Consider the following 23,359-nt stretch of genomic DNA (forward strand, 5'->3'; position numbering starts at 1 on the left):
GGTAATCAGGCCGCCAGTCGCGCGTCGATGCGGTGTTCGGCTGCCAACGGTTGCGCCGGCGTGCCGGGAGTCGCAGTCCGGCGTTCGGTGGCGCCTGCGGCTGCGTCCCGAGGTTGCTTGGCCGCGACCTCGACCGCCCACTTTCGCACCTCGTCCAGCAACTTGCGTTGCGCCGCGAGCGTGGTGATGGTGTGGTCGACATCCGGCCAGAACTTGTAGCGAATACGCTGCAGGAAGGGCGGATTGCCCAATCCCTTCAGCAGATCGCGGTTGTGGTCGACCGAATGCAGCGTGGCTGAATACATGAGGTACATATCGACGCCGCGATCGACCAGCTTGGTCATGTCGCGTGTGAAATCAGCGGCTTCGTATTCCGGCGATCCGTCTTCGAAGATCCCGGTTTCCTCGGTTGACTGGGGTGCTGCGCGTCCCGCGAACCGACTCAGCACCTTCTGGCGCGCCGCTGCATCCAGCGGATTGGAAGCCCACTCCGTCCAGTCCACCCAGCCACGGAAGCTCCGGCGGATCGACGGGTTGAAGGGAAAAGCCAGGAGCCGGCGAATCTTTCGCTCGAGGCGCACCGCCTTCGTCAGGAAGATGTAGCCGTCGAACTTGGCCAGCCCCACGATGCGCGGGTCGGCCAGGGTCAACGCCATGCCGTTGGCGGCGCCCGAGCAAATGCCGAACACAATGAATTGCCGAAGGCCTGTGGAAGCCTGCAACTGGTCGATGGCCGCCTGCATGTCCAGCAGGGCCTGCGTGCGAAAGTCCGCGCGGCCACCGGAGGCGCGACTGTCCCCAACGCCCGAAAGGTCGATGCGCAGCGACGGAATGCCGACCGAAGCCAGCTCGCGCGCGGCCTTGACGTTGATGCGGCGCGGACCCATGCGTGGATTCACGCCGACGTTGAGCAGCAGGCAGCCCACGGAACTGGTGGGCGTGTTCACCGGTTGCGTCAGGACGCCGACAAGCGTGCCGTCCGGCCCGAAGGTCAGTGGTGTTTCATTGCTTTCCATTGAGCTCCCCCATCATTTTTTGCAGGGCCTCAGCTGGAACCATCTCATTGTTGGCAAACGGATTCGAGGTCCAGATCAGCGGATGCTTGAACGAAGCGTATTCGATTTTTGCGCCTGCGTGCTTGGCACCAATGGTCGATGCCCATCGCTTTGCTGCGTCGTCGTCGGGGTCAGCCATCAGGCTGATGTGGTTGGGAGCAAATTGCGCCGGGGAAGACGTGTCGAGGCCGGCCATCTGCTGACGCAACTTCGGCGAGATGGCAAAGCCCAGGCATTCCCCTTCGAAGATTTTCGTGTCGCGCGTGAGGGAGCTGCGCCACGCGGGGTCGGGAATGTTGTGGCTGAGTTCCAGCTCTTCGACTTGGGCGCGGTGAAGTTCCTTGAGGTAGGTGGTGCCGTCAAAAATGGCGTCCCATAGCACCAGCTTCTGGACGCGCGGCATGGATTGGGGTGCCGCTGCCAATGCCAGGTTGGCGCCCAGCCGAGCGCCGAACCAGGTCACTTGCGATGCGCCCGAGCGACGCAACAGTTCCCGGTGCGCCTCGCAGATGTCTTGCGCCCAGCCGGTCATCTCGCCCTGTTCGTCATCGCCGGGTGAATCGCCTGTGGCGTGATAGTCGAAGCGCAACACGGCGACGCCCTGGCGCGACAGGCGCTCGGCCATCAGTCGATAGAAACGGTGAATGCGCAAGGCTTCGTGGCCAAAGGGGTAGCACAGCAGCACCGCCGCGTTGGTGACGCGACGCTCCTCGGCGGGATGGAACAGGCCGAACATGCGGCGCTGCGAAGGGCCAAAGTTGATCGGTGTCATGGCGTGGCTTCGGTTGGGGGTTGCGCGAGCGCGCCACTCGATCGTTCGGATGGAACGGCCAGCAGAGCGATCGAGGCGATGGCTTTCACTGAAGCGAGTTCAAACGATTGGACGTCGGCCATCATCTCACTCGCCTCCGGCCACGGGAAGCGAACAGTATGGCAATTCTTCACGATTCCGGTCGCAGGCATGGGCCCCGCGGCAAAACCTGTTCCCAGTGCCTTCAGGCATGCTTCTTTTCGCGTCCATCCGACGAGGAATGCATGGGAGCGGGCAACATTTGCAAGCGAGCCCAATGCCTCGAGTTCCTGGGCATCGAAATACTGTTGGGCCATGTCCATGGCGTCTGGAACGTCCCGTGCGACTTCCACATCGACGCCCACGGGACGCGCGTCAGCTCCAATGGCGATCAGTCCGATCGCGTCGCTGTGGCTCATGTTGAAGCGGCAGGCGGGCACATCCAGCAGTTCGGGCTTGCCGTGCTCGCCGTAGCCAAAGCGTAACGACCCTGCCGTCAAGCCCGTGTGTTGTGCGAGTACGTGACGCAGCGCCAAGCGCGCCGTCACAAAGCGATGGCGATGCGTCGCGAACATGAATCGGGCGGCACGTGCGCATTCATCGGCAGACAAGCAGGCGCGATCCAGTTCATCGACTGGCGCGTCCAGATCCACCAACCACAATGCGCAACCTGCCTCCGATGCAATTTGCTGCGGTTGCTGCACGAAGATTTCTAACCCTCCGGCCGTTTAACTTATTTTCGACCAAACGCCGACATCATGCGTCCCAGAAGGCCGCGAGGCGCCGTTTCGTCTTGCACCGTTGCCGTTGCCAATTCTTCGACCTTTGCACCGGCGTTCGATGACAGTTGCGCCAGGCTCTCGAAAAGATAGCGCCGTGCCTCGATGCGAAATCCCATGGACTGCTCGGCCTGTTGCACCGCGCGCATGGCCAGCAGTGAATCGCCGCCGAGGTCGAAGAAGTTGTCCGTCGCGTGGATCTCATTGACGTCGATGCCCAGCACGCCGGCCCAGACCTGCGCGAGCCGGGCCTGCTCCGGCAGCAAGAGCTGTCGTGCGTTGGCGCGTTGAGCGGCCAGTCGGAGTTGGGCGTCGGTTGCCTGAACGTCGCTCGCATTCAATCGTTGCAGCAGGGCTCCCGCTTGCGAATCGTCGTTGGCCGCAAGGACGTCGAGCTTTGCGTCGGGCATCGCGGCAAGCTTGTGCAGCAATTCCACATAGCGGTCACGGAACGCTTCACCTGTCTCGGGCAGGTAGATTTCCGCGTTGTACATGAAGGCGCCTTCGATGCCGTTGGGCTTGTCCAGGAGCCACACGCCCAAGTCGTCCGTCGCGCCGCTTTGCAGCAGGTGGATCTGCTGATGGCGCAGTGCGCCCACCTGCTGGGGGCGGTCACGTGCGTCCTGGTACGAGAACATCGCCTGGTACATCGCGCTGCGTTGCGCGCGCTGGGTGAACTCCGGTTCGGACGCAAGGCGTTCAAAGGGAACCTGCTGGCTGTTCATCGACGACACCACTTCCCGCTTGATGCCGGCCAGGAATTGACCGAGCGAGAGCTGGCCATCAACCTCGAAGGGCAAGGGCAGCAGGTTGTTGAAGAAGCCCATGACCGATTCGAGTTCGGGCGCCTCGCGTCCGCGGACAGGCGTTGCAATGACGACCGAAGGCGAGCCGGTAGCCTGGCTCATCATCAGCACCAGCACGGCCAGCGTGAGCATGTTCAGCGTCACGTTGTGGTCGCGCGAGATGTCCCGCAACCGCTCCGTCGTGGCCTTGTCGATGTGCATCAGGTAGCTGCGCCCTTCGCCCGTCATGCCCGCGCGGCGCGGCATGTCGGTGCGCGGCGAAGGCGAAGGCCGCGCCTTCGCAAAGCGCTGCTTCCAGTAGCCCAACTGTGTGGTGGCGTCTGCGCTTGACAGCCAGCCCTTGTACCAACTTGCGTAGTCGCCGTAGGTCACGGCAAGTTCAGGCAAGGGGCTCGGCCGGCCATTGGAGAGGGCGGCGTAGATTGACGACAACTCGCTCAGGAAAATGGCGAACGACCAGCCGTCCCAGATCAGGTGATGCGGAACAAAGGCAAGCGCATGCTCCTCATCGGCCAGCTGATACAAGGCCAGCACAAAGAGCGGGCCGCGGTGAATGTCCATGGGCGCGTCGGACACCGCTTGCAGGCGTTCGCGCAATGCCGCTTCGCGTTCGCCGTGCGGAATGTGGCGCAGGTCTTCGAAAGGCAGCTCGACGTCGAGCGTTTCCTTTACCAGTTGCGCCGGTGCGCCGGTTTCGGGGTCGACGCCCATGTAGCTGCGCAGGGCCGGCTGACGGCGAACGATTTCCTGTAGCGTGGCTTCCAGCGCTTGCCGGTCGAGCGGGCCTGTCAGGCGATGGGCCGAAGGAACGTTGTAGACCGACCGCCCCGGATGCAACTCTTCGAGGAATCGAATGCGCTCCTGCATCGGCGTGAGCGGCGCGCTGCCCTGGCGAGCGCGACGAACGACGTTTTCGCCGGACTTGATGTTTCCTCGTTCCTTGAGCTGGTCGATGGCAGCCGAGAGACGCTGTGCGCTGGGTGCTTCGAAGAGCAAGCCCAGCGGCACCTTCATGTCCAGCGCACGGCTGAGTTGCGAGGTCAGTCGCGATGCCAGCAGCGAGTGGCCGCCCAGCGCGAAGAAGTCGTCGTCCATGGAGAGCTCTGGAAGATTGAGCACTTTCTCCATCAGCGACACGACGAGGCGCTCCATGGCGCTCGACGGTGCGATGCGGGCCGTGCTTACCGCCGAGGCGGCGCGCACGTCGGGCGGTGGCAGCGACTTGCGATCCAGCTTGCCATTGGGCAGCTGCGGCACGGCGGCGAGTTCGACGAAGTGCGCCGGCACCATGTAGTCGGGCAGGAAGCCCGCGAGATGGCGCTTGAGATCCGACGCGGCCGGCATGGCGCCGCGGGGCACAACGTAGGCCACGATGCGCACATCGCCGGGCACGTCTTCGCGCGTGATCACCAGGCTCTGCGCCACGCCGGGGTGCTTGCCCAGGTTCGATTCGATCTCGCCCAGTTCGATGCGGTAGCCGCGCACCTTGACCTGGTGATCGGCACGGCCAAGGCATTCGAGCACGCCGTCCTTGCGCCAGCGACCCAGGTCGCCGGTCTTGTACCAACGCTGCTGTGCATCGGCAGATGTCGGATCGGGCAGGAAGCGCTCGGCCGTGAGGTCCGGCCGATTGAGGTAGCCCAGCGTCACGCCGGCACCGGCAATATAGAGCTCGCCCACCACGCCGACCGGCAAGGGTTGCAACTGCGCATCCAGCACGTGGAATGCGGTGTTGGCGACAGGGCGGCCAATCGGAACCACGGTGTCGACGTAGTCGAGGCGATGGAAGCTGGACCAGACGGTGGTTTCGGTCGGCCCGTAGCCGTTCCACAGGGCGCCTACGCAATGCAGCAGCTTCCGGCCGAGATCGGGCGGAAGGGGCTCGCCGGTGCAGATGGCCACCAGGTCCTGGCGGCCGGGCCAGCCGGCATCCAGCAGCAGGCGCCACGTCGACGGCGTCGCGTCGATGAAGTTGACGCCTTCGCGTTCGACGAGTTCGCGCAGCCTGTCGCCGTCGGAGGCTTGCGCCTTGTCGGCGACGACGATGCGTGCGCCAACGCTCAAGGGCATGATCACTTCCGACACCGCGATGTCGAAGGACAGCGTTGTGACGGCGAGCACGGTGTGCTTCGCCTCCATGCCGGGGGCCTTGCGCAGGCTGGTCAGCAGGTTGACGACCGTGCGATGCGGCACGCGCACGCCCTTGGGCTGTCCTGTGGAGCCCGAGGTGTAGATGACGTACGCCACGTCCTCGGCGGTGCCGCGCGATACAGGCGCCGCATTCGTGGCCGCCACGCCATCCGCGAGCACGATTTCGACCGGCTTGTCCGCCCAGGAGGCTTGCGTGCTCTCGTCCGCGACGAGCACGCGAAGTCCGGCATCCCGCGCCATGAAGGCCAGACGCTCTTGCGGAAAGGACGGATCCAGCGGCACATAGCCGGCGCCCGCCTTCAGGATGCCCACGAGCGCGACGAGCATGTGTTCGCTGCGCGCGCAGCAAAGACCCACCAGCTCGCCAGCACCCACGCCGCGCTCTTGCAGCACCAGTGCGAGCGCGTTGGCGCGTTGGTTCAGTTCGCGATAGCTCAGTTGCTGCGCGCCCGCCACGATGGCGATGGCGTCGGGGGTGGCGGCTGCCTGATCGGCGATCAGCGATTCGATGCGTGCCGCGCGGTCGTACGGCGCTTCGGTTGAATTGAACGCGGCCAGCAGGTTCCGGTCGGCGTCGCCCAGTGCAAACGCCTGTGTGACGCTGATGCCCGCGTCTGCGACGAAACGCTCGAGTGCAGTCTGGAACATCTCCAGCCAACGGCGCACGCTGCATTCATCGAAGAGGCCGGTGTTGTACTGGCACTCAAGCCGCAGGCCCTGTGGCGTCGGCGCGCAATTGACGAACAGCTCGAAGTTCTCGAACTGGCGCGGATTGACGCTGAGGTCGACCTCCAGACCCGGGTAGGCGCTGGCGGACATCGCTGCATCGCGATCGAGGTTGAACATGACGCTGACCAGCGTCGGGCGGCTCGGATCTCGTGGAAGCGCCAGCTTTTTCAGCAGGGTGCCATAGGTCACCGTGTTGTGCTCGAAGGCGTCGAGCAGCGTTGTGCTCGACTGCCGCACCAGGTCCTTCATGGAGAGGCTGGAATCGACGTTGACGTGGATCGGCAAGAGGTTCACGCAATGGCCGACGAGGTTCGGCATGTCGTTCACGGCCTGCCCGGCGGAAGGCACGCCGATGATCAGGTCGCCTTGCTGCGTCAGGCGGTGCAGCGTGCCGGCGAATGCGCCGAAGAGCGTTGCAAAAAGGCTCGCGCCGCAAGTCCCGCCCTGCTTGCGCACTTTCTGGATGAGGTCGCCGTCCAGCATCACGTCCAGGCGATCGGCCTGGAAGGTTCGCATCGCAGGACGCGGACGATCCGTTGGCAGGTCGGTCAGTGGCGCATGGCCACCGAATCGGTCCAGCCAGAAGCGCGTGTTCTCCTGCGCTTCAGCAGAACGCGACAGGTCGCCTTCCTGGCGCACAAACTGCTCGTAGGTTGCCGGCGGATCCAGCTCCGGTGCGAGACCCAGTTGCTGTGCATAGAGCAGGCCGATGTCTTCCACCACCAGGCCCCAGGACCACCCGTCGCAAACGATGTGGTGCGTCGTCAGCAGGAGCTCGTGCTGTTGCGGCTCGCAGCGGTAAAGCGCTGCGCGAAAGAGCGGGCCGTTCTCGAGGTCGAAGCGCGTCGCGACGGATTCGGTGCGCGCCCGCGCCAAGGCCTCGGCGCGAGCGGCTGGCTGCAGCGCGCCGAGATCGTGCCTGGCGAGTGCAAATGGCGTGGGCTCGTTGATCATGAGCTCCATGCCGTCGGCGGCCACGGTCGCACGCAGGGATTCATGGCGCGCGACCACTTGATTCACGGCCGTTTGCAAGGCCTCGAAATCAAGTTCACCGCGCAGCGTCAGGCTGATGGATTCGTTGTACGCCAACGAAGCTTCGGGTGAAAGCTTGTCGGCGAGCCAGATCTCGCGTTGCGCCTCGGTCGTACCGATGACGCGTTCAATGGCACCACAGGCAAAAGGATCAAATTCGGGCGTTATTGATGGGAGTTCTGCAGTTCTCATCGGCTCTTTTTTTATACCTCGACGCGCCTGAACTTGCCTGGCGATGCGGGGTCGGGGATGAACCACGCGGGCTGTCCGTCCTTGTCGCGGCCAAGGCGCGCGTTGGGCAAGGGCGGGCGCGATGCATCCATGCTGGTGTTCGACGCCGGGACATTGCGTGGCAGGAATTCCGCCTCTTGCATCTCGGCCACAGACTCCTTGAACGCCGACTTGATCAGCGCGATGTCTTGTTGTGTGTGGGCAGTGGTCATGAAGCAAGGGAAGTTGTCGAGGATGTGGACTCCTCGGCTTCGCATCATCGCAAAGAGCAGGTCTTGCAGGGGGTGGTCCTCGAGCCACGTCACGCGCCAAAGCGAGGAGAAATACCGGATCTCTATGGGAGCGCCTACTTCGCGGCAAAAGGCCGTGAGCTCGTCCGCCATGGCTGCCGTATGCAGGTTAAGAGTTGTTTGCAATGCATCACCGGCTTGCTTCAAATGATCCAGCGAAACCTTGCATGCGGACAGCGCCAACGGATGCCGAACGAAGGTGCCGGCGAAGTAGGTGACGCCCACGGTCGGCATGGAATCGTCGCCGTATTGCCAGCCGCCGCCGTCCAGGGAATCCATGTACTCGCGCTTGCCGGCGATGACGCCGACCGGGAAGCCGCCGCCAATCACCTTACCGTAGCAGGCGAGGTCTGCACGAATGCCGAAGATCGCCTGCGCGCCGCCGAGGTGCGAGCGAAAGCCCGTGATGACCTCGTCGAAGATCAGGCAGCTGCCGGCCTTCTCGGTGATGGCGCGCACTTCGCGCAGGAACTCGCGCGGCTGGAAGTCGGGGCGACGGCTCTGCACCGGTTCGACCAGCACCGCGGCCAGGTCGTCGGCATTCGAGCGAATGAACTCCAGCGCCTCCGGCGTGCCGTAGTCCAGCACGCGAACATCGCCGAACATGCCTTGCATCACGCCGGGCGCGGCCGACATGCCCTTGGCGTTGCGGCCGGCACGCACCAGCACTTCGTCGAAGGTGCCGTGGTAGGAGCCGGTGAAGAGCACGACGGTGTTGCGACCCGTGACGGTGCGTGCGATGCGGATGGCGGCCATCACCGATTCCGAGCCCGTGTTGCACAGCGCTGCGCGATCGAAGCCCGTGAGGTCGCAGATCTGCTGCGTGACTTCGGCCGCCAGTGGATGCTGCGGGCCGATCTCGTAGCCCAGGTCCAGCTGCTTGCGCACGGCATCGTTGATGAAGTCGGGCTGCCAGCCGAACAGGTTCATGCCGAAGCCATTGAGCACGTCGACATATTCGTTGCCGTCCAGGTCCCACAGGCGCGAGCCCTTGGATTTTTCGACCACCACCTGGTAGACGATTTCCTTGGTCGCCGGCCGGAAGCCGTTGACGACGCGCGGATCCGCCATGTGCGGGCGATTGGCGGCGGTGAATTCCTTGCTCTTGCGCGTGCGCTCCACATAGCGGCGAATGAACGCCGCGAGCCGCGCCTTCTGGCGCTCCGTCGGTTCCTTGGCCTGCGTATGGATGCGGGCAATGGCGCCAAAGGCCTTCTTGACGTCGTACTTGATGGGGCCTTGCGGTGCGTCCGATGCGTCTGCCGGGGCGGTTTGCTGTGCGGCAGTCGGCGTTGTGACCGCGGGTGCGGCCGGCGTCTGGATGACTGCGGGCGCACTGGCCGTCGCGACTTGCGCGACCGGCGTCGCAACAGGCGCCGCCATCGGTGCACTCGCGCCGGACAGCAGCGCGAGTTGCTGCTGCATCAATTGCATTTGTTGCGCGATGACCTGCTGGACCAACGTGCCCGCGCCGGCCGGCACCGTCATCGTGGGCACGGGCATCGCGACCATGGCGGGAGCCGCCTGCTGGGCCACCGGCGCGACAACGGGGGAAGCCACGGCCACGGGTGCGACCGCCGCCACTGCCACAGGCGCCGCCACCGGTTCGGGCGGGAGCGTCGCATCCAGGAACTCACCAAGCGAATCAAAGCTGCGATAGGTTTCCATCAACTGGCGGAAGCTCAGGTTGACCTTGAATGTCTTCTTCACCTGAAGCGCAGCCTGCGTGAGCGTGAGCGAGTCCAGGCCCATCTCGACGAAGGGCATGCTGCCTTCGGCTTCGGCGAGGTCGATGCCCGAGATGTCCTCGAACAATTCGCGCAGGCGCGAGGTCAGCGAGGGGAGGCGGGCAGGTGTGGCGGTGGTCATGGTCGGCTCCGGAATGGCGGGGGTCGGCAAGGTTGGAACTGGCAGGGCTTCGACGGCCGGGGCGGCCACCGTTGCAGGCGCGGCAGCGGTGGCGATCTCCACCCACAGGCGCTTGCGTTCGAAGGGATAGGTTGGCAGGCACAGCCGAAGCTTGTGCAGGCGTGGGTCGAGCGGTGCGAGGTCGATCTCGGCGCCGAGTGCCCACAGGCGTCCGGCAGCCAGGCGCGATGCGCGTTCTTCTTCCGCGGGAGAATCGGCGAGCAACGAGAGCGACGTGGCAGGTTGCGCCTTCGTCCCGTGCTGGCGAACCAGCGTTGCAAGCGTGTTGCGCGGGCCGAGTTCGACGAACAGCGGATTCGAAAGCTTGGCCAGCACTTCGCGAACCGCCGGCGAGAAGCGCACGGTCTCGCGCAGGTGGCGGGCCCAGTAGTGCGGATCGGTGGCTTCCTGGTCGGTGAGCAGGCGGCCGGTGAGCGTCGAATAGATCGGCAGCGTCGGCGCTTTCAGTTCGATGTCGCGCACCAGCGCTTCGAAGGCCGGCACGGCCGGATCCATCATGGCAGAGTGGAAGGCGTGCGAGGTTTGCAGCACCTTGGCGACCACGCCGTCGGCTTCGAGCACAGCGCGCAGCTTTTCGATTTCATCGGCCGGTCCCGCCGCCACGCAGGCCGTGGGGCCGTTGTCCGCGGCCAGCGAGACGGTGGCAGGCAGGCGCGGCAGCAGATCCGATGCGGGCAGCCGCACCGACAGCATCACGCCAGCCGGCAAGGCTTGCATCAGCGCGCCGCGCCGTGCCACCAGGCGCGCGGCGTCGTGCAGGCTCATGACGCCGGCGAGCACTGCGGCGACGAACTCGCCCACGCTGTGGCCGATGAGGGCTTGCGGTTTGATGCCCAGCGACAGCAGATGCTTCGCCAGCACATATTCCAGCGTGAACGTGGCCGGTTGGGTGACGGAAGTTGGCGCCAGCGCCGCGGGGTCGGGCGAGAACATGCGCTCACGCAGATCGAAGTCGAGAACGCCTTCGAACCCACGCAAGCAATCATCGAACGCCGCACGGTGTGCGCGGCCGCTGGCATAAAGGGACTTCCCCATGCCGGCGTACTGCGCGCCTTGGCCGGGGAACACGAATACGGGTTGCGGCAGGCGCGCGCTTGTCGCACCCGCGGTGCGCGCGGGCGAGTCAGCCTTGCGCAGTGCCTCGACGGCTGAGGCCACCGAGTCGGCAACGACGCAGGCGCGCTGCGCGAAATGCTTGCGGCCGATGCGCAGTGTGTGCGCCACGTCCGCAAGTGAAATGTCGGGATTGGCTTCGAGGTGGTCCGCCAGGCGCGTGCTCGCGGCGGCCAGCGCTGCGGGGCTGCGTGCGGACAGCATCAGGAGCTGCAGGCCCACGCCGGGATCCGATGGCGCGCGCAGGGGCGCTTCTTCCACGATGACGTGCGCGTTGGTGCCACCCACGCCGAAGGAACTCACGCCGGCGCGGCGTGGCGCATCCGAACGCGGCCACGGCGAAAGCCGGTCGTTCACGCGGAAGGGCGTGGACGCAAAGTCGATGGCCGGGTTGGGCGCCTCGAAATGCAGGGAAGCCGGAATGTGCCCGGTGTGCAGCGAGAGCGCCGTCTTGATCAGGCCCGTGGCGCCGGCCGCCATGATCAGGTGACCGACATTGCTCTTGACCGAGCCGATGCGGCAGAACTCCGTGTCCGCGGTGTGCCGCGCGTAGGCCTTGGTGAGCGCCTCGATTTCCACCGGATCGCCCATCGGCGTGGCCGTGCCGTGCGTTTCGACGTAGGAGATGCTGCGCGCGTCCACGCCGGCGCTGGCCAGTGCCGCGCCGATCACCTTGCTCTGGCCGTCGACGCTCGGCGCGGTAAAGCTCGCCTTTGCGCCACCGTCGTTGTTGATGGCCGAGCCGCGCAGCACGGCGTAGATGGGGTCGCCATCGGCCAGCGCGTCGGACAGGCGCTTGAGCAGCACCACCGCCGCACCGTCGCAAAACACGGTGCCCTGCGCGTTCTTGTCGAAGCTGCGCGTATGGCCGTCCGGCGACAGCATCGCGCCTTCCAGGTACATGTAGCCACTGCGCGGCGGGCAGTTGATGGCCACGCCACCGGCCAGTGCCATCGTGCATTGGCCCGTGCGCAGGGCGTGAAAGGCTTCGTGCACCGCCACCAGGGACGTGGAGCAAGCCGTGTGGATGCTCACCGCCGGCCCCGTCAGGTTGATGCGGTTCGCCACGCGCGTGGCAATGAAGTCCTTCTCGTTGGCCAGCATGACCTGGAACTCACCCACCGCCTCGACTAGGTCGGGCCGTGTGGACAGGTGCTTCTGGAAATAGGTGGCGTTGTTCATGCCGCCGTACACGCCCACCGGCTCTTCGCAACGGTCGGGTGCGTAGCCACCGCGTTCCAGGCATTCCCAGCAGATTTCAAGAAACACGCGCTGCTGCGGATCCATGAGTTCGGCTTCCTTCGGGTTGATGCCGAAGAAGGCCGCGTCGAAATCCTCGATGCCGTCGATCACGCCGCGGGCCCGCACATAGGCCGGGTCGGCGCGCAGGGCGGCGCTCACGCCGGCATCGAGCGTCGTGTCGTCAAAGAAGGTGATGGATTCACGGCCGGCCACCAGGTTGTTCCAGAAGCCTTCGACATCGTTGGCGCCGGGAAAGCGGCCGGCCATGGCGATGAGGGCGATGGGCTCTTGCTGGTCCGCCGGTTGCGATGCGGCGCGCGCACCGGGTTGGTTGCCGGCGCGGGGCGCCTCTTCGTCGGTGGCTGCAGCCAGCGCCTGCGGCGTCGGCTGGCGAAAAAAGAGATTGGCCGACAGCTTGCGCGCACTGCCTTCCTGCAGGTCGGCCAGCACGCGATGCACGCGCAGCGAATCGCCGCCCAAATCGAAGAAGTTGTCGAGTCGGCCGACTTGCTCGATGCCCAATGCCCGGGCAAAGGCGGCACACACGCGCAATTCGGTGGGCGTGCGGCCTTCCTCGTAGGCCTGCGCCAGTTCAGGCCGCACGCGGGGCGGCGCGGGGAGGGCACGGCGGTCCAGCTTGCCGTTTTCCGTCATCGGCAGCGCGGCGACTTCCACGAAAGCGGAAGGGACCATGTACGCCGGAATGCGGTCGCCCAGATGCGAGCGCAGTTCAAGCGCCGAGATGGAAGCATCGGCCTGCGGCACCACATAGGCCACCAGGCGCGGCTCCGTACCGCCATCTTGCCGTGCCACCACGGCACAGCCTCGCACGCTGGGGTGGTGCAGCAGTTCGCTTTCGATCTCGCCGGTCTCGATGCGAAAGCCGCGGATCTTTACCTGCTGGTCGATGCGACCCATGTATTCCAGATCGCCGTCGGGCAGGCGCCGGGCCAGGTCGCCCGAGCGGTAGGCGCGCAGCACCTGGCCGCTGGCCGGGTCGGTCCAGGCGATGAATCTCTCTGCCGTGAGTTCGGGCCGGCGCAGGTAGCCATTGCTCACGCCACCACCGCTGACGATGATTTCGCCCGCCTCGCCCACCGCCACTGGCGTCAGCGTGTCGCTGACGAGGTCGATGCGCAGGTCGGGAATCGGCTTGCCGATGACGCTGCCACGTCCGGCTGCGACGTCGGCGGCGTCGATCGGCCGGTAGGTCACGTGCACCGTGGTTTCTGTGATGCCGTACATATTGACCAAGCGCGGCTGCGTGTCGCCATGACGGTCGAACCAGGGGCGCAGCATCTGCAGTTCCAGCGCCTCGCCGCCGAAGATGACGTGCTTGAGGCGGAAGTCTTCGGCAGGGCGACGTTGCTGGCCGTCCGCATCGATCAGCGTGCGGAAGGCCGAAGGCGTTTGATTGAGCACGGTGACGCCTTCGCGCACCAGCAGATCCAGGAACTCTGAAGGCGAGCGCGTCACGGCCTGCGGCACGACGACCACGCGACCGCCGTAGGCCAGGGCGCCCCAGATTTCCCACACCGAGAAATCGAAGGCATGCGAATGGAAGAAGGTCCACACGTCGCTGGAATCAAAGCCGAACCAGGCATGCGTGGCGTCGAAGAGCCGCGTCATGTTGCCGTGGGTCACCAGGCAACCCTTGGGCGTGCCGGTCGAGCCGGAGGTGTAGATGACGTAGGCCAGCGAGGCCGGATCGGCGTCGCCAGTATCCTGCGCGGACATTTCGGCAAGGCTTTCGTCGTCCATGAGGATGATCGGCGCCGCGACCGCTGGCAGTTCCGCCTGCGAAGCGCTCGATGTCAGGATCGCCACCGGCTGCGCATCGCCCAAGACGAACTCCAGACGCGCCCGCGGGTAGGCCAAGTCGATGGGCAGGTAAGCGGCGCCCGATTTCAGGACCGCCAGCAACGCGACCACCATGTCGATGGAACGCTCCATGCCGACCGCCACGAGTTGGTCGCGCCCCGCCCCGGCCGCGCGCAGGCGATGTGCGATGCGGTTGGCGCGCTGGTCCAACTCGCCGAAGCTGATCGTCACGCCGTCGCACGTGACGGCAGGCGCGTCCGGCCGCGAGGCCGCCTGCTGCGCTATCCGCTGGTGAATGGGGGTAAAAACCGCCCGATCGTCACTTTTGGATTGAATTGCCGGATTTTCCATGCCATGCACCCCTGGTTGCGACGTACGCTTTGGACAACAGCCGCAACACGATGTATCTGCCGCGGCGGGAAATTGATGTCGCGTTCCCTACGCGGTCCAGTCCATATTGCCCTCTGGTCTCACCCAACGCCATTCACCAAACGCGCTGCCCAAAAGGCATAGACACAATCTGTTGACAGCAACAATCGAAGCAATTCGTTGCGATTCATCATTTGACAAACCACTTGCTGGACGGGGTTTGGATGATTCTGCGTGAGTTTCGCGGGATTGAATACTAAACGGTGACAGAGATAGTTGCTCTTGTTACCAAAAAGTTCTCGTTTCCCTCAAGCAAGGGAAATGCCAACCGGTGCGGAAGTTGGCACGAGCCCGCGGGGCTCGTCAGGCGCTGGTTTCGTCGAGCGCGTCGTCGTCCAGATGGGCCTCATCGGCCCAGCCCACCAGCGTGAGGCCTTGGGGCGTCCAGAGCATGCGGTTGATGGAGGCGTTGTTGAGTTGCCACGTGCGTGGCGCCTGCAACTCCTGGCGGGTGGCAGCTCGGTAGAGCACGTCCATCACGCCGCCGTGGGCCACCAGCACCACCAGCTCGCCAGGGTGGCGGGCGGCCAGTTCCTCCGCGACGTGGGTCACGCGCTCGCGGAATACCAGCAGGCTTTCGCCCCCTTCCGGTGCAAATTCGGGATCGCGCTGGCGCCAGCGTTGCGCTTGCTCGGGCAATTCGCTCTGGATGTCGTGAAAGGTCCGTCCCTCGAAGAGGCCGAAGCAACGCTCGCGCAGGCGCGGTTCGGCAATCACGGGCAGTTCGCCCTGCCGGGCGATTTCCTGCGCCGTCTGCCACGCACGGGCGAGGTCGCTGGAATAAATGACGGAGATGGGTTCGTCGGCCAGCGCCTGTCCCAGGCGCTTGGCCTGCCATTGGCCCCGGGCGTTCAGCTCGATGTCCAGCTGGCCCTGGATGCGTGTGTCCACGTTCCAGGCGGTTTCACCGTGGCGGACGGCAATCAGTCGGGTCGGCTCCATCCGTGCTGATCTTATCGGGCCGCCGGTGGGGCAGCGGCGGCCGCCTGAGGCGCGATGCTCGAGGTACTTGCCGTCGGAATCTGGATGTCCACGCGCCTCACGCCCGCCGGCGGATTGGGAAAGCCCTGCATGGCGGCCTGGAACATCACGGCAAAGACGGGGCCGCTGAGGTTGTAGGGGCCGTCGTTGTAGGCCCGCGTTTCATAGACGATCTGGTTGGCCGGCAGTTCGCGCAGAACGACGCTTACCTCCCGCGTGTACCAGGGGTTGCTTGCATAGGCGGGTCCGTACCAGCCGGCCCAACCGCCGCCGTACCAGCCGGGGCCGTAGCCGCGACCGTAGGGCCAGCCGCGGCCGTAGCCCATGCCGCCATAAAAATAGGGAGCGCCCCACCCGGGGTAGAACCAGGGGTCGGCCCAAGGCGAAATCTCGACCGAGACGCGGGCGGCAATCTGCGCGGAATAGCGGGGCGACGCGTCGTCGCGCGTGAGCCCGACGCTCTGCAGCGCGGCGCTGGCCATGGCTTCAAGCTCTTGCTGGGTCGCTTCCTGGGCCTGTTGCGAGGGCAGGCGTTCGAAGCGGTAGGTCGCTTGCGCGGGCGAGCCCTGAAGCTTGGAGAAGGTCGAGACCTTGCTGTCGACAGTCCAGCTGGTGGCGCAGCCAGTCAACAGCGCTGCAGCGGTGAGCGGCAGGAAAAGGGCGGTCAGCGTGTGCTTCATGGGTTCCCCCTCTCAGGTGACGACCAAATGCTGCAAGACCGCATCGCTCATCAGCCCTGGACGATCCGCATGGGCGACGAGGGCGCCGGAAATTCGGGTGCGTCGAATGCCTGGTCGCCATTGGCGTCCGGCACGCCCGTTGCCCTCAGACTCTTGAAATCGTGAAGCGTTCCGTCGAGCAGGTGCGAAGGTGTCACGTTCTGCAGCGCGTTGAACATGTTTTCAAGGCGCCCGGGGGTTTTTCTTTCCCACTCGCGCAGCATTTCGCCGACCTGCTTGCGTTGCAGGTTCTCCTGGCTGCCGCACAGGGTGCAGGGAATGATCGGGAATTCGCGGTGCTGCGCCCAGCGCACCAAGTCTTTCTCCGCCACGTAGGCCAGCGGACGGATCACGATGTGCTTGCCGTCGTCGCTCACCAGCTTGGGCGGCATGCTCTTGAGCTTGCCCGCGAAGAACATGTTGAGGAAAAAGGTTTGCAGCATGTCGTCGCGGTGGTGGCCCAGCGCGACCTTGGTGGCGCCAAGCTCATCGGCGACGCGGTACAGGATGCCGCGTCGCAAGCGGCTGCACAGGCCGCAGGTGGTCTTGCCCTCGGGAATCACGCGCTTGACGATGGAATAGGTGTCCTGCTCCTCGATGTGGAAGGGCACGCCCAGGGTAGTGAGGTAGGTCGGCAGCACCTCTTCCGGAAAGCCGGGCTGCTTCTGGTCGAGGTTGACGGCGACGATGTCGAAGTGGATCGGCGCGCGAGCGCGCAGCTTGAGCAGGATGTCGAGCAGGGCGTAGCTGTCCTTGCCACCCGAGACGCACACCATGACCTTGTCGCCGTCCTCGATCATGTTGTAGTCGACGATGGCCTTGCCGACCTGGCGGCACAGGCGCTTTTCGAGCTTGTGGGTTTCGCGCTCGATCTTCAACGAGTTGTTGGCGGCTGACGATGAATCGTCGATCCACACCGCATCGATGCGTTCTGGCATCACGGCGCTCATGATTTGCTCCGGAAGACTTCCACACCGACGGACTCGCAGTCGGGGTAGACGTCAGGCTTGGCAGTGGAAACGCGAGCGGCTTTCACCTTGGGATGCTCCAGTACTTGCGTCAGGATGTCATCGCAGAGCGTTTCCTGCAACTGCACATGCCCCTTGGAAAGGCGCGTGGCGACGGTGCGGCGGATGAAGTCGTAGTCCACCACTTCGTCCAGGTCGTCGGCGATGGGGGTGGACACTTCCAGCGGCACGTAAAGGTCGACGTTGATGATGACGCGCTGCTCGGCGCGCTTCTCGAATTCGTGCACGCCGATGTTGATCCAGACCTCGTAGTCGCGCAAGAAAACGCGCCTGCAGGTCAGCAACAAGGGGTCGAGGGCGGCGGTGGTCATGGGTTGGAATCTGAAGATGATGCGTTGAGCAGTTCGTCGACGACGAACATGATGTCGCGCGGCGACGGCACGAGGTGCTGGCCGTTGTCCACGCTGAGCGTCGTCCCGGTGATGCTGGGCGTGTCGGCCAGGAAGACGCAGCTTCGGGCGACATCTGCCGGGTCGATCGGGCGGCGCAACAGGTTGGCGCTGGCCGCCTTGCTGAAATTGTCGCCGGTCTGCGGTCCGCTGGCATACAGGATGCCCGGCGCGACACCGCAGACGCGCACCGCCGGAGCGAGTGCTTGCGCCTGCAGCGACACCGCGCGCTCCAGCGCCAGCTTGGAAACGGTGTACGAAAAATAGTCCGGGTTGAGGTTGAAGACCTTCTGGTCGAGGATGTGAATGGCGCAGCGATCACCGCCGCCCGCGCTTCGCGCCAGCAGCCGGGCGAAGGACAGGGGCGCGATCAGGTTCACGCCCAGTTGGCGCTGCGCCGAGTCGACGTCGAAGTCCAAGCCGCTGTCCGGCTCGAAGGCGGACGCGTTGTTGACCACGCAATCGAGGCCGCCCTGGGCCGCGATCTGCTCGACCAGCGCCTGTCGCCCGACTTCCAGCGTGATGTCGGCCTCGATGGCGATCGCTGAAAATCCCTGGGCCCGCAGTCCTTCGCACAGCGCCTGCGCCGCCGGTCCGGACGCGCGGTATTGGCACCACACCTGCCAGCCGGCTCGCGCAAAGGCTTCACAGATGGCGGCGCCCAGCCGCCGTCCGCCGCCGGTGACGAGTACCTGTCGCGCAATGGAAGCACTCACCTGATAATTTCCCGTATGAATTTGGAGACTGGCGCCCAGCGCGCCGACCCGTTGACCCGGATTATCGATGCCACGCTGGAGCGCGCCGGCGGCTGGCTGCCCTTTGACCGCTTCATGGCGCTGGCGCTGTACACGCCCGGCCTGGGCTACTACGCCAACAGCTCCGCGAAGTTCGGTCACATGCCGGCCTCGGGCAGCGACTTCGTCACCGCGCCGGAACTGTCGCCACTGTTCGGCCAGACCCTGGCGGTCGCGGTGACCGATGCGCTCGAGCACACCGGCACCGGCGAAGTCTGGGAATTTGGCGCCGGTTCAGGCGCGTTGGCCAGGCAACTGCTGGCGGAACTGGGTGATCGCATCACGCGCTACACCATCGTCGATCTCTCCGGCACCTTGCGCGAACGCCAGCAGCAGGCGTTGGCTCCTTGGGGCGACATGGTGCAGTGGCTGAGCGAACTGCCCGCTTCGATGCAAGGCGTCGTGGTGGGCAATGAGGTGCTCGACGCGATGCCTGTCAAGCTGCTGGCGCGCGTGTCAGGCGAGTGGTTCGAGCGCGGCGTCGCGCGCGGCGGCGATGGCGTCTTGACCTATGCGGACCGGCCCACCGACCTGCGTCCGCCCATTGAGATCGAGGGCCGACACGATTACCTCACCGAAGTCCACCATCAGGCCGAGGCCTTTGTCGCCACGCTCGCGGATCGCCTGAAAAAGGGCGCGGCCTTCCTGCTCGACTACGGATTTCCGGAATCCGAGTACTACCACCCGCAACGCCACATGGGCACCGTGATGTGCCATCGCGGGCATCAGGCGGACGGCAATCCGCTGGCCGACGTGGGCGACAAGGACATCACGGCGCACGTCAACTTCACCGGCATCGCGCTGGCCGGCCAGGATGCGGGGCTGCAGGTGCTGGGTTACTGCAATCAGGCGCGCTTTCTCATGAATTGCGGGCTGGTGCAGAAGATGGAAAGCGCCGATCTGCCGCAGCGCACAATGGCCGCCCGGCTGATCCACGAGCACGAAATGGGCGAACTCTTCAAGGTGATCGGGTTTGCCGCCGGCGAAGCTTGGGACGCTGTCGGCTTTCGCGAAGGCGATCGATCGCACACGCTCTGAGCCGCTGAGTGGGCTCCTACAGGATGAACGGCACCAGCGCGGGGACTTTCTTGCTGTACGCCACATACTTGTCGCCGAACTGCTCGCGCATCCAACGCTCTTCCAGCCGCAGCTTGCGCCACAACGCGAGCGCCGCGATCAGCACGGCGAGCGCGCCGCGCCATTCATCGACAGCCACCGCGGAGCCCACGAAGGCCAGCAGCAGCCCCGTGTAGATCGGATGCCGGACGATGGCGTAGGGGCCGGTGCAGATCAACTCATGGTCCTGCTTGACCGTGACGATGGCGCTCCAGTTCCTGCCGAGATGGCGGCGTGCCCAGACGGTGAAAAGCAGGCCGGCGGTCACAAGAACCGTGCCGGTCAAGAAGAGCCAGGGGGACCGCGGGGCAATGGGAGCGTCGAGCCATGCGATCTGCACGCCCGGCGCCCACACCAGCAGCACCGCAATGCCAAGCGGAACCACATGCGTCAAGCGCGACGACAGCGACTCGCGCTTCGCCGTGGCTTTCACGTTTCCGGACATCAGCCACCAATAGACTGCCCATGCCATCCACATCGCAGGGATGAGACAGAGCCGGGCAGTCGCCATCACGAAGATGTCGAGGCGACAGGCTCAAAGCGCGGCACTTGGCGCCCGTTGACTTCGATCTGCCCGAAGAACATGGCATGCGGGCGCACCCACAGGCCCGTGGCGTTGTACAGCGGCCGGTAGACCACCAGCGGCTCCAGCGTTTCGCTGTGCCGCGCGACGCCCACGACCTCGTATTCGTTGCCCTTGTAGTGGCGGTAGCGGCCCAAGGGCGTCGGTGGGAGGGGAGGAAGATCGCTCATGCCGGCTTCATGCGGTCACATTGCGAACTTCGGCCGCGAGCCGGTCGAGGTTCTGCTCATTGGCCTCGGTCACGATCGGCGCGATGCGCTGGACTTCGGCGGCGGTGTCGAACACCTGTCGCCAGCCGACGAGCGTCTTCTCGCCTTGCGCCTCAAAGGTGATCGTCATCCAGAAATGATGGCCCAAGGTGTGTTCAAAGACGACGCGCTCCTGCGGCACCACTTCCTTGAATATGGATTCGTTGGGGTAGTTCTTGCCGTCAGGTCCGTGCAGGATGAATCGCCAGGCGCCGCCGGCACGCAGGTCGAACTCATGAAAGGTGCTGGAAAAGCCCTTGGGCCCCCACCAGCGCGCGAGATGCGCGGGGTCGCTGAACGCCCTGTAGACGCGCTCGCGTGGCGCATCGATCAATCGTGAGTGAACGAACTCGCGGTCCGCGGTGGACCCGGATGGATCAGGTTGCTGCGTGCTCATGCCGCCATGGTACGGCTGCCGCCAGCGTGCGTGTCAAACCCGCGAAATGATGCGAACGACTGCCTGCCGGTAATCAGCGAAGCCCATTCGAAGGTAAAGCCGGTGTGCGCTTTCGTTGCTGCACATGACGTGGAGAAAGGGCACTTCGTTGCGCTGCAATTGGCGGCGAATGAGCTTGTCCATCAGCCGACGCGCCAAGCCGCGCCCCTGAAAATCCGGATGCGTGCAGACGCCGCTGATCTCGTGCAGCGCCCCTGCGCGTGTGCGCTCGCCGGCCATGGCGATCAGTCGTTCGACTTCGAGGAGGCCGAAGTATTCGCCCAACTCGATGGTCCTGGGCCCGAACGGTCCCGGGCGCGTCAGGGCCGCCAGCTCGACCGCCTGCGCACTGTGCTGCGGACCGAGCGGGACGGCTGCGAGTGTTTCGTCCTCTGCGGGCATCGACGGGGACTGCCACACCATCTTGTGCATGCTGGCTTCCGCGTCGATCTGCCAGCCGGACGGTGCGGCGCCTGACCATCCGTCGCAATACAGCTGCTCACCCGGCGCGCAATGACGCGCCAGCGCGTCGAGGTTCGGCTGCGCGGGGACGGCGAAGCCGACGATGGGGGAGAAACCTTGCGCGTAGCGGCGCACGTCGTCTGAACCGACGGCGTACCTCGCGTGTGGCCCGGCGAGGCAGTGCCAGAAGATGTTGTCGAGGAGTTGGGTCATCGAGGGACCATCTGGGCAATTGTGTTCATGGGGCGTTCCGTCCGCGCCATTGTGCAAAACCCCGGGCCGCTACCGCTTGCGCGCGACCAGCACCATGCTCTTCCAAAGATACGGCACACGCCCCACGCCCGAGAATCCAATGACCTCGAAGCCGTTGTCCTCCAGCAGCTGGCTCAGCGTCCTGCGGCTCCAGAACTTGATGTGCCCACCGTGCCAAAGCGGGGTGTGATGCTTGTCCCACTTGTCGAACAGGGAGAGCGCCATGTTCTTGAGGTAGCCGTGATAGGGCGTCGTGATGACCAGGTGGCCTCCCGGTTTCAGGCAGCGCTTTGCATACGTCGGCAGCAAGTGCGGCGAGAAGAGATGTTCGATGACTTCGGTCGAGACCACCGCGTCGAAGAGTTCCTCATGCGCCATCAACCTTGCGGGATCGTCTTGCACGCCGAAGTTGTAGAAGGCAAGGCCGGGGTGCGATCGTTTCGCGACTTCGACGCCCTTGCGGTCGTACTCGACGCCGACCGCCTGATAACCGCTGGCGGCGAGTTCGGCACACAAGGCGCCGTTGCCCGATCCGAGGTCCAGCACGCGCCGAACGGAAAGCGTCTGCAGCACTTCAATGATGCGGGGGCCGATGTAGTCGCACGAATGCGGCCCTTGGGGCGTGGACCACCCGAAGTCATCGACGACGTTTTCAGCCGCCGTTCGCCCTCGTTGGATTGATGAAGGTGATCCTGACCTGGCGGTCGCCGGCCCACGGTGCGGCCGAACACGACGGCGTCCTGCTTCTGACATTTTTCAAGCTCCCTGACTCAATGGTTTGTTTTTTTGAGCCCGCGGACTCTACCACCGTGTGAGCCAGCATTTCGTGGCGATGCGTGGCGTTGCACCGCGCCACCTTGCGCAGGCTATGGGAGCGTGCGCGTCATGAAGACGCTGTGCGGATCATCGACGTAGTCGGCGAAGGGAGCGCAGGCTTCAAAGCCGAAGTCGGCGTACAACCTGCGCGCCGGCTCAAAGGGATCCATAGACCCCGTTTCCAGGCTGAGCCGTGCGTAGGAACGCCGGCGCGCTTCTTCAAGAATGTGCGCCAGCATCGCCCTTGCCGCGCCCCTGCGTCGATGGGTTTGCGAGGTTCGCATGGACTTGATTTCGCCGTGCGAAGGGTCCAGTTCCTTGAGCGCGCCGCAGCCCAGCAGGTCGCCGCTCTCCGACCAGATCGTCCAGAAAGTAACGTCGGGACGGCGCAAGCCCGTGAGGTCCAGCGCATGAACACTTTCAGGCGGCGAGTGTTCAGCCATGTCGCGCAAGTGTTCCTCCAGCAGCGCATGAACCTGCGGGCCTGAAAGATCGTCGAGTCGGATGTGCATCGATTCCATGGGGCAACTTTAGCGGCCCCCTGCAACCGGGCCAGTCGGCACTTCAGAGTGCGTGATCGACGGACGCAAACACGCGCAAGCCGTCAGCGGTACGGACCAGGATGTAGGACTCGCGCCAGAAGCTCACGACGGTGTCGTCCTGGCGGCAAAGTTCCCACGTGACCGTCGCCAGCGCGCTCCTGGTGCCCAACGGCATCAGCTCCAGATCCTTGTACCGGCAGGCGCGGACGCCAAGGGCCAGGTAGTCGTCCATCATGCTCTGGAAGTGGCTGGCCATCTCCGGTGCGGAGTCAAAGTATTTGATGGCCCCGTCTTGCCGGAGCGCGCTGTAAGGCGTGAGGTATCGACGCGCGATCTCGGGACCATCGAAGGTCTTGAAGACGTCGACGCACTCTTCAAAGTACGTAACGACCTCGTTTCGCATGGAAGCAGCATCGGGTGCTTCCTGGGGTTCGGAACTGACCGGGAACGTAGGCGGATCCTGGCGCCAGGACAGCGCCATTGGCTGGACGAAACTCATCGTTCGAAGTCTGCCGCCCGGTCGGGAGCCAGGCAAGCGTCAGTCCGTCCGTTTGACCGTTGGTGACAGTGTCTCCGAAGGAAAACTGTAACGTTGC

General features: G+C 64.9%; 18 protein-coding genes. 1 reads left to right on the forward strand and 17 read right to left on the reverse strand.

Annotation, left to right across the window (positions count from 1 at the left end; translation table 11 throughout):
- Nucleotides 1–5: 5 nt before the first annotated feature.
- From QTI66_RS23230 to QTI66_RS23275, 10 genes are all read right to left on the reverse strand, one after another.
- The gene (locus QTI66_RS23230) at nucleotides 6–1,016 is read right to left on the reverse strand and encodes an alpha/beta hydrolase family protein (protein WP_286562306.1); all 1,011 of its coding nucleotides are present in this window, start codon (nucleotides 1,014–1,016) and stop codon (nucleotides 6–8) included.
- The gene (locus QTI66_RS23235; protein ID WP_286562307.1) at nucleotides 1,003–1,827 is read right to left on the reverse strand and encodes a serine aminopeptidase domain-containing protein; all 825 of its coding nucleotides are present in this window, start codon (nucleotides 1,825–1,827) and stop codon (nucleotides 1,003–1,005) included. Before QTI66_RS23235 ends, QTI66_RS23230 begins: the two co-directional genes overlap by 14 nt.
- Entirely contained in the window at nucleotides 1,824–2,549 is a 726-nt protein-coding gene (locus QTI66_RS23240) for a 4'-phosphopantetheinyl transferase family protein (RefSeq protein WP_444815037.1), read from the reverse strand. Before QTI66_RS23240 ends, QTI66_RS23235 begins: the two co-directional genes overlap by 4 nt.
- Nucleotides 2,550–2,578: 29 nt before the next feature.
- The gene (locus tag QTI66_RS23245; RefSeq protein ID WP_286562309.1) at nucleotides 2,579–7,600 is read right to left on the reverse strand and encodes a non-ribosomal peptide synthetase; all 5,022 of its coding nucleotides are present in this window, start codon (nucleotides 7,598–7,600) and stop codon (nucleotides 2,579–2,581) included.
- Nucleotides 7,546–14,319, reverse strand: a complete 6,774-nt coding sequence (locus QTI66_RS23250; RefSeq protein WP_286562310.1) for a polyketide synthase — start codon at nucleotides 14,317–14,319, stop codon at nucleotides 7,546–7,548. Before QTI66_RS23250 ends, QTI66_RS23245 begins: the two co-directional genes overlap by 55 nt.
- 381 nt (nucleotides 14,320–14,700) lie before the next feature.
- Nucleotides 14,701–15,339 carry a histidine phosphatase family protein gene (locus QTI66_RS23255; RefSeq protein ID WP_286562312.1) on the reverse strand — a complete coding sequence of 213 codons (639 nt, stop codon included), beginning with the start codon at nucleotides 15,337–15,339 and terminating at the stop codon, nucleotides 14,701–14,703.
- An 11-nt stretch (nucleotides 15,340–15,350) separates the two neighbouring features.
- Entirely contained in the window at nucleotides 15,351–16,058 is a 708-nt protein-coding gene (locus tag QTI66_RS23260) for a DUF4136 domain-containing protein (RefSeq protein ID WP_286562313.1), read from the reverse strand.
- A 50-nt stretch (nucleotides 16,059–16,108) separates the two neighbouring features.
- Complete coding sequence (gene ttcA / locus QTI66_RS23265; RefSeq protein WP_286562490.1) at nucleotides 16,109–17,023, reverse strand: tRNA 2-thiocytidine(32) synthetase TtcA; 915 nt, start codon at nucleotides 17,021–17,023, stop codon at nucleotides 16,109–16,111.
- 20 nt (nucleotides 17,024–17,043) lie between these two features.
- The gene (locus tag QTI66_RS23270; RefSeq protein WP_286562314.1) at nucleotides 17,044–17,436 is read right to left on the reverse strand and encodes a dihydroneopterin aldolase; all 393 of its coding nucleotides are present in this window, start codon (nucleotides 17,434–17,436) and stop codon (nucleotides 17,044–17,046) included.
- Nucleotides 17,433–18,230 carry an SDR family oxidoreductase gene (locus QTI66_RS23275; protein ID WP_286562315.1) on the reverse strand — a complete coding sequence of 266 codons (798 nt, stop codon included), beginning with the start codon at nucleotides 18,228–18,230 and terminating at the stop codon, nucleotides 17,433–17,435. The genes QTI66_RS23270 and QTI66_RS23275 overlap by 4 nt, the downstream gene beginning before the upstream one ends.
- Before the next feature lie 15 nt (nucleotides 18,231–18,245).
- Here QTI66_RS23275 and QTI66_RS23280 point away from each other — a divergent pair, with 15 nt between their 5' ends.
- Nucleotides 18,246–19,346 (forward strand): class I SAM-dependent methyltransferase, encoded by a 1,101-nt coding sequence (locus QTI66_RS23280; RefSeq protein ID WP_286562317.1) that lies wholly within the window; start codon nucleotides 18,246–18,248, stop codon nucleotides 19,344–19,346.
- A 16-nt stretch (nucleotides 19,347–19,362) separates the two neighbouring features.
- Here QTI66_RS23280 and QTI66_RS23285 read toward each other — a convergent pair whose 3' ends face one another.
- The 7 genes from QTI66_RS23285 to QTI66_RS23315 form a co-directional block, all read right to left on the reverse strand.
- The gene (locus QTI66_RS23285) at nucleotides 19,363–19,896 is read right to left on the reverse strand and encodes a methyltransferase family protein (protein ID WP_286562319.1); all 534 of its coding nucleotides are present in this window, start codon (nucleotides 19,894–19,896) and stop codon (nucleotides 19,363–19,365) included.
- Nucleotides 19,897–19,934: 38 nt separating this feature from the next.
- Nucleotides 19,935–20,177, reverse strand: a complete 243-nt coding sequence (locus QTI66_RS23290; protein WP_286562320.1) for a DUF1653 domain-containing protein — start codon at nucleotides 20,175–20,177, stop codon at nucleotides 19,935–19,937.
- Between the two features lie 7 nt (nucleotides 20,178–20,184).
- Nucleotides 20,185–20,652 carry an SRPBCC family protein gene (locus QTI66_RS23295; protein WP_286562322.1) on the reverse strand — a complete coding sequence of 156 codons (468 nt, stop codon included), beginning with the start codon at nucleotides 20,650–20,652 and terminating at the stop codon, nucleotides 20,185–20,187.
- A gap of 33 nt (nucleotides 20,653–20,685) precedes the next feature.
- Nucleotides 20,686–21,366 (reverse strand): GNAT family N-acetyltransferase, encoded by a 681-nt coding sequence (locus QTI66_RS23300; RefSeq protein WP_286562324.1) that lies wholly within the window; start codon nucleotides 21,364–21,366, stop codon nucleotides 20,686–20,688.
- A gap of 69 nt (nucleotides 21,367–21,435) precedes the next feature.
- Nucleotides 21,436–21,978: a class I SAM-dependent methyltransferase gene (locus tag QTI66_RS23305; RefSeq protein ID WP_286562325.1), complete on the reverse strand. Its 543-nt coding sequence runs from the start codon at nucleotides 21,976–21,978 to the stop codon at nucleotides 21,436–21,438.
- 293 nt (nucleotides 21,979–22,271) lie between these two features.
- Entirely contained in the window at nucleotides 22,272–22,733 is a 462-nt protein-coding gene (locus tag QTI66_RS23310; protein ID WP_286562326.1) for a GNAT family N-acetyltransferase, read from the reverse strand.
- 52 nt (nucleotides 22,734–22,785) lie between these two features.
- Nucleotides 22,786–23,166 carry a DUF6841 family protein gene (locus QTI66_RS23315; RefSeq protein ID WP_286562327.1) on the reverse strand — a complete coding sequence of 127 codons (381 nt, stop codon included), beginning with the start codon at nucleotides 23,164–23,166 and terminating at the stop codon, nucleotides 22,786–22,788.
- Nucleotides 23,167–23,359 lie beyond the last annotated feature (193 nt).

It is taken from the genome of Variovorax brevis (genome assembly GCF_030317105.1).
Classification (GTDB): Bacteria; Pseudomonadota; Gammaproteobacteria; order Burkholderiales; family Burkholderiaceae_C; genus Variovorax; species Variovorax brevis.